Consider the following 5452-nt stretch of genomic DNA (forward strand, 5'->3'; position numbering starts at 1 on the left):
AACACCTCCGGCCAACTCGCTCGATCACATCGCAGAATCCAACCTGCCAACAAGGTTCGAAAGGGTTCCGCAAGCTGTTCGTCTCGAAGCAACTCCGCAGTCACGCTCATTCGCAGAATCCGCAGCAACGATTCCTCATGGATTGGTGTCAGACGCAGATCGTGATCATTGAAACACAACAAAATGGCGATGACATCGGCACCCGACGGCAGTTGTGATTCCAGCATCTGGCGTTGCTGAATTCTCGCGATGACCGTTTCCAGAGCTCTCGCCCGCGCATCCGTGCCAACGTCGAGCGACTGGACCAATTCCTGATGTCGCAACATCATCTCGATAAACACTTCTCTGAGTCGCGGACCGTCACCCAAAATTTCTTGGAAGACATCCCAGCCCTCAAACGATCCCGGTTGGCCTTCCAGAAAGGAATCAATTCTTCCTGCGACTGCACTGCTAACGATTCCTGTGGCAACATCCTCGGCTCGCAAACGAACCTCCAAATCATCATGCTCGGCCGCGGGGCGGCGACGTGCCGGCAGAGCCTCAGCGCCTAATTTTCTCAGCCCCGCCGTCGCCCGCTCACGAACAGCAAACTCAGGTGCCCCGAGCTGCACAATCATCACCGCAATTTTTGCTTGTTGATCGGCCTCGTCCGTCGACGTTGACCTGCCATCGCCGGCCCCCTCTGTGGGCGTCTTGGATTCGTCCTCAATGAAGTCCGATTCTTTGGGCACGGCTGGGCCGGGGAAGACCACCTGGGCTCGGAAAACGTCCGCGATCTTCAGAGGATCCAACGGGGGCTGTCGAAACGACTTTGGAGTCACCGAGTTCGTGCCCGCGTCACCGCCATTGGTATTCGCGGGCTGGACGTTCGGGACCAGGTCTTGGCCATCGTCAGCTTGCCCCCATGCGCCCACCGGCGAGAACATCGCCCCTGGCGAAAGAAAGAATGCAGCGACGAGCATCGCAAAAAGGCGATTCCAATCGGTTGTAGAGCGGGCTGAAAACAAAACGTTTGCCTAACGGGAAAGGTTTGCACAAAGGAACAAGCGAACGACCATCCGGTTACCCGAAGTGTACCAAGAACCTCGCTCAAACAGCAGCGAGACAGGATTTGAAAGGCAGGCTCACGGAACCGGCACATTCGCCCATCCAAAAGCACTCAGACGACAAAAAATCGGTTGCTCAAAACCTTCCCCGTGGCTAGGCTGAAGGCACGTCGTGGAGAAATCGCATCCCCTCCACCCCGACGTTTGTTTAGGGATTTGCGGCCGCTTGCAGCCTCACTGCTAAAAAGCCAACACATGAAACCGATCGCCAGCGATCCGGTCGAACAGACCGATCATACGTCCCGTGCCACGGGAACTTTGTCCGCGGATTCGCCAAACACGTGTTCGCCGACCTCGAGTCTTTCGACATCCGGTCTCTCAACTCAGTGCGTTCACGGGAACATTGATCCCAACGCTCCCTCTCGTCAGCACGCCGAAGGTGCCATCACGGCCCCCATCTACTCGGCGTCCACCTTTACCTTTGAATCCACCGACAAACTGTTGGATTTTGTGGAGGGACGCGAACAGCGTGAGGAGTACGGACGCTACGGCAATCCCAACGAACGTTTGGTCGAACAAAAACTGGCGGCTCTCGACAACGCAGAAGACGCCGTGGTTTACTCCAGCGGCATGGCTGCGATCGTCGGGTTGCTGATGAGCCGTCTGTCATCGGGCGATGAAATCATTTTTTTTGACCAGTGCTATCACCGCAGTCGTGAATTCTGTGGCAAACATTTGGCGAAGTTCGGCGTCGTCACCCGCCAGGTTCCCACGGGCGATTTCGCCGCCATGGAAGCCGCCATCACGCCCCGAACCAAAATGTTGGTCAGTGAATCGCCCACCAACCCGCACCTGACCTGCGTTGATCTCGAGCAATTTGTCGCTCTTGGTAAAGCCCACGAAATCGAAACCCTGATCGACGCGACTTTGGCGACTCCGATGAACGTGCGACCTGTCGATCACGGCGTCGACTACGTTTGGCACTCCGCCACCAAGTACTTGGGCGGACACAATGACCTGCTCGCAGGAGTCATCTCGGGCCGCAACGAATTGCTGGAACCCGTCCGTGCCCTGCGTGGTTGTCTGGGCAGCGTCACGTCGCCGCACAGCATGTACTTGCTCGAACGCGGTTTGAAAACGTTCTCGCTACGGATGCAACGACACAACGAAAACGGCCAAGCCGTGGCGGAGTTCCTGCACGCTCACCCCAAAATTGATCGCGTTCACTACCCGGGTCTGCCGAGCCATCCGACTCACGCAATCGCGAAAGATCAGATGCTGGGCTACGGTGGTTTGATCACGTTCACTGTTAAAGATGCGGACTGGAAAACAACGTCACGCGTCGTTGATAATGCAAAAATCGCTCGCATCGCTCCCAGCCTGGGCGGCACCGAATCATTGATCGAGCAACCGCTCGTGATGAGCTACTTCAAGTATTCGCCAGAAGAACGAGCCAGCTTTGGCATCGCGGACAACATGATTCGCTACTCCTGCGGCATCGAAGATTCAGCGGACCTGATCGCCGATCTGGATCAAGCATTGGCGGGGATCTGAAATGTCCCCTTCCAAACCAAACAGTGAGTTCCGGACCCGAGCCATCCACGTTGGCAACGAAGTCGATCCATCGACGGGCGCCGTCGTTCCACCGATCCACTTTGCCAGCACGTTTCGCCAACCCGGCGCAGGCGAGTGGGGACAATACGATTACTCACGCAGCGGCAATCCAACGCGAACCGGCCTGCAAACCACACTTGCGTCCCTTGAAAATGCCTGCGGAACACTGGCGTTTTCATCCGGCATGTCAGCCATTCACGCCGTCACCATGCTGTTGGAATCCGGCGACCATGTCGTCGCGGGCACCGACATCTACGGCGGTGCCTACCGGTTGCTGCATCAAATTTGCAATCGCAGCGGGATCGAAGTCACCCTGGTCGATGTCACCGACATCCGTGCCATCGAAAACGCCATCACCGATCAGACCAAACTGATTTGGACAGAATCGATCGGCAACCCGCGGATGACGATTTCCGATTTGCCTGCGATCGCTCGCTTGGCCAAATCAAAAGGGATCCTGTCAGGCGTCGACAACACGTTCGGAACACCAGCGCTGTTGCGGCCATTGGACTTCGGCATCGACATCGTCATGCATTCCGCGACGAAGTACCTGGGTGGCCACAGCGACTGCCTGGGCGGAACGCTGGCGGTTTCAGACACCGAACTCTACGACCAGCTTTACTTTGTTCAGAACGCGACCGGCGCGGTGCTCGATCCCATGAGCAGCTTCCTGATTTCGCGCGGCCTCAAAACGCTGGACCTGCGAATTCGCGAGCAATCAAGAACGGCTCTGCAGTTAGCGAAATGGCTCGAAGCTCATCCGATGGTCCGTTCGGTGCTGTACCCAGGCCTGCCTTCGCATGACCAACACGAATTGGCCAGCCAATTGTTTGGGCAGCACCAAAGCGATTCCGATGAAACTCACTTTGGCGCGATGATCACGCTGGAACTCGATGCGACCTTGGATCAGGTCCGCCAGGTCTGCCAGTCCACCGAACTGTTTCACCTCGCGGTCAGCCTCGGTGCGGTGGAATCTTTGATCGAGCAACCCGCGACAATGTCTCATGCTTCTTACGCCCCCGAGGCCCGAGCCGCGCATGGCATCAAGGATTCGTTGATCCGACTCTCCGTGGGCCTGGAATCCCCCCGCGATTTAAAAGCCGACCTGGAGCAGGCGTTCGCAGCGATCTCCTAGGCCTCCTTCTCTCGAGGTCGTGCAGTCTTATTTCACCCTTCCTTTGGGTGAGTCGGGCCGGGGAGCGTTACGCGCTGGTTCCGATGCTCGACCCTCCCCTCGCTTCGCTCGACCCTCTCAGGGGGAGGGTGATGATAAACGTTTGGCAACACAGCACTTAAAAACGCCACGAACTCCCCGCTGGAGCGGGCCGTGCATGAATACAGCACCGTCCCTGCTCGAACCATCACGAACCACCCAAATGGGCTGAAAATCAACGAAAAAACCTCCTAATGGAGGATTCAAGAAAAATTTGCTCCCGGTGCGGTTGCGACAATCGTCAGAACAAGCATAATTACTGCGACTGATTCGCAATATCAGCATCGACGACGCAGCAAGCGACGAGCTCTTCGCTCTCTAGCCAGCCACGCTCGATCCGTTCCCGTCCGGGGACGCTTCCCGTTCCGTGACTTCTCGGCTGGAGAAAACCATGCCCACTTCTGTGCGTCCCTGCGCCCCCGCTGTCGTTCTGCCATCCTTCGCCGCTTCCAAATCGCCGCTGGCGACCTCAAACCGAAGCGTCCTCCTTCGTCGCAACCGACGAGCCTTCACGCTGGTCGAACTGTTGGTGGTGATCGCCATCATCGGTGTGTTGGTGGGTTTGTTGTTGCCCGCCGTTCAATCAGCCCGTGCTTCCGCTCGCAGAATGAGCTGCAGCAACAATCTCAAACAGATCGGCCTTGCCCTTCACAACTACCACGGCACCTTCCAGAAATTCCCTGAAGGTTCACGGTTGAGCAACTTCTTGGGACCGTTGACTGCCGCACTCCCGTTTCTCGAAGAAGCCAACACGTACCAGCAATTTGATTTCAGTCGCTCGTATTCCGATCCCATCAATCAAGAGGTCGCGGCACAGACCATTGCAACCTACCTGTGCCCTTCGATGGTTCTACCGCGAGTTGTTCCTGACAAGGATCTGAACGAGACCGGTGGCCCATCCAGTTACCTCGCGTGTGAGGGCACCGCCTCCTACATGCAAAAAGCCGATGGCATGTTCGGTTTGAACTGGGCCGCCTACGGATACAACAACCCGGCCACCGGCTTTCGCGATTTGATTGACGGAAGCAGCCACACCATCGCCTATGGTGAAACGACCTATGACATGGCGGACTACTTGTGGACCAGCCCCGCGAGTGTGGCAGGCACCGTGAAGTGGGGAACGGCTCGTTGGGTGCTTGGTTACCCAAAGGTTTCGCTCGGAACCAGCCAAAAGGAACTCAACGTGCACAACGCTGCCAACAACGGTGGCTTCCAAAGCATGCACGAAGGCGGTGTCTACTTCCTGTATGGCGATGGCAGCGTGCGGTTCGCAACCGAGTCCCTGGACCGTGAACTGCTCAACGCCTTGGCAACGCGCAATGGGCACGAAGTGATCGAGGAAGCCCTATGATCACGAATGGAAGAAACCCTATCTGGTCGTTCAGTGCTGGTTTGATCGTAGTTCTGTCGGCGGGCTGTTCTCAGGCCCCGGAAACAGAACACGTCGCAATCTCGGGGCAAGTCACCCTTGGAGGAAAGCCTTTGCCCGACGCAATCATTCGGTTTGTGCCTCTCCAAGACGAACCGCATCTTCGCGACAGCGTTACCATGATTTCAGAAGGACGCTTTGCATTCGATT

Annotated in this window: 4 protein-coding genes; 3 read left to right on the top strand and 1 reads right to left on the bottom strand. The window is 56.9% G+C overall.

All coding sequences use genetic code 11. The features are described 5' to 3' along the window. A partial coding sequence (locus tag ACF8AM_RS21055) for a hypothetical protein (RefSeq protein ID WP_392557539.1) occupies nucleotides 1–962 on the bottom strand: 962 nt, incomplete at its 3' end. A 339-nt stretch (nucleotides 963–1301) separates the two neighbouring features. Between ACF8AM_RS21055 and ACF8AM_RS21060 the strand changes: the two genes are divergently transcribed. From ACF8AM_RS21060 to ACF8AM_RS21070, 3 genes are all read left to right on the top strand, one after another. Then, a complete protein-coding gene (locus ACF8AM_RS21060) occupies nucleotides 1302–2600 on the top strand; it encodes a trans-sulfuration enzyme family protein (protein ID WP_392557540.1) in 1299 nt (432 codons plus the stop codon). 1 nt (nucleotide 2601) lies between these two features. Next, entirely contained in the window at nucleotides 2602–3795 is a 1194-nt protein-coding gene (locus ACF8AM_RS21065) for a trans-sulfuration enzyme family protein (RefSeq protein ID WP_392557541.1), read from the top strand. Nucleotides 3796–4264: 469 nt separating this feature from the next. Further along, the gene (locus ACF8AM_RS21070) at nucleotides 4265–5224 is read left to right on the top strand and encodes a DUF1559 domain-containing protein (protein ID WP_392557542.1); all 960 of its coding nucleotides are present in this window, start codon (nucleotides 4265–4267) and stop codon (nucleotides 5222–5224) included. Nucleotides 5225–5452: the final 228 nt, after the last annotated feature.

The organism is Rhodopirellula sp. JB055 (assembly GCF_043100905.1).
Lineage (GTDB): Bacteria > Planctomycetota > Planctomycetia > Pirellulales > Pirellulaceae > Rhodopirellula.